Annotated in this window: 1 rRNA gene; it reads left to right on the forward strand. The window is 52.7% G+C overall.

From position 1 onward, the window contains the following. Positions 1-1,916, forward strand: a 23S ribosomal RNA gene (locus ACOI06_RS14435); the annotation flags it as partial. Between the last annotated feature and the right edge of the window lie 117 nt (positions 1,917-2,033).

Below are 2,033 nucleotides of genomic sequence, written 5' to 3' on the forward strand. Positions count from 1 at the left end.
GCTCGAGAGGGAAACAACCCAGACCGCCAGCTAAGGTCCCTAACTATCGCTCAGTGGGAAACGAAGTGGGAAGGCATAGACAGTCAGGAGGTTGGCTTAGAAGCAGCCACCCTTTAAAGAAAGCGTAATAGCTCACTGATCGAGTCGTCCTGCGCGGAAGATGTAACGGGGCTTAAGCGATAGACCGAAGCTGCGGGTGTATCTTTGATACACGGTAGGAGAGCGTTCTGTAAGCCTGTGAAGGTGATCTGAGAAGGTTGCTGGAGGTATCAGAAGTGAGAATGCTGACATGAGTAGCGATAAAGGGGGTGAAAAGCCCCCTCGCCGTAAGTCCAAGGTTTCCTGCGCAACGTTCATCGGCGCAGGGTGAGTCGGCCCCTAAGGCGAGGCAGAGATGCGTAGCTGATGGGAAACTGGTTAATATTCCAGTACCGTCGTATGGTGCGATGGGGGGACGGATTGCGAAAGGTCATCAGGGTGTTGGAAGTCCCTGTTGCTGCATCGAAGAAGGCGCTTAGGCAAATCCGGGCGCGGAATTCAAGGGTGTGGCACGAGCGAACATGTTTCGCGAAGTGATTGGAAGTGGTCCCAGGAAAAGCCTCTAAGCTTCAGCCATACGAGACCGTACCGCAAACCGACACAGGTGGACGGGATGAATATTCTAAGGCGCTTGAGAGAACTCAGGAGAAGGAACTCGGCAAATTAATACCGTAACTTCGGGAGAAGGTATGCCCCGGTAGTGTGATGTGCTCGCGCACAAAGCATGAAAGGGCCGCAGTGAATAGGTGGCTGCGACTGTTTATTAAAAACACAGCACTCTGCCAAGACGAAAGTCGACGTATAGGGTGTGACGCCTGCCCGGTGCCGGAAGGTTAAGTGATGGGGTGCAAGCTCTTGATCGAAGCCCCGGTAAACGGCGGCCGTAACTATAACGGTCCTAAGGTAGCGAAATTCCTTGTCGGGTAAGTTCCGACCTGCACGAATGGCGTAACGATGGCCACACTGTCTCCTCCTGAGACTCAGCGAAGTTGACATGGTTGTGAAGATGCAATCTACCCGCGGCTAGACGGAAAGACCCCATGAACCTTTACTGTAGCTTTGCATTGAATTGTGAACCGGCTTGTGTAGGATAGGTGGGAGGCGCTGAAGCGTGGTCGCTAGATCGCGTGGAGCCATCCTTGAAATACCACCCTGGTCTGTTTGCGATTCTAACCTTGACCCGTTATCCGGGTTGGGAACAGTGCATGGTGGGCAGTTTGACTGGGGCGGTCTCCTCCTAAACGGTAACGGAGGAGTTCGAAGGTACGCTAGGTACGGTCGGAAATCGTGCTGATAGTGCAATGGCATAAGCGTGCTTGACTGTGAGACTGACAAGTCGAACAGGTGCGAAAGCAGGACATAGTGATCCGGTGGTTCTGAATGGAAGGGCCATCGCTCAACGGATAAAAGGTACTCTGGGGATAACAGGCTGATACCGCCCAAGAGTTCATATCGACGGCGGTGTTTGGCACCTCGATGTCGGCTCATCTCATCCTGGGGCTGTAGCCGGTCCCAAGGGTATGGCTGTTCGCCATTTAAAGAGGTACGTGAGCTGGGTTTAAAACGTCGTGAGACAGTTTGGTCCCTATCTGCCGTGGGCGTTGGATACTTGACGGAACCTGCTCCTAGTACGAGAGGACCGGAGTGGACGTACCTCTGGTGTACCGGTTGTCATGCCAATGGCATTGCCGGGTAGCTAAGTACGGAAGAGATAACCGCTGAAGGCATCTAAGCGGGAAACTCATCTGAAGATTAGGTATCCCGGGGCTTTAAGCCCCCTAAAGGGTCGTTCAAGACCAGGACGTTGATAGGTCGGATGTGGAAGCGCAGTAATGCGCGTAGCTAACCGATACTAATTGCCCGTGCGGCTTGATCCTATAACTGTGAGGGTTATAGCAACAAGTGTGCATAAAATTTAACAAATCCAACAAACTCTAAGACTTGTGCTTCTTTCAAAATACGCGTGACCTGACCCTGTCGTCAGGACACGCAAC

It is taken from the genome of Orrella sp. 11846 (assembly GCF_048820935.1).
Lineage (GTDB): Bacteria > Pseudomonadota > Gammaproteobacteria > Burkholderiales > Burkholderiaceae_B > Algicoccus.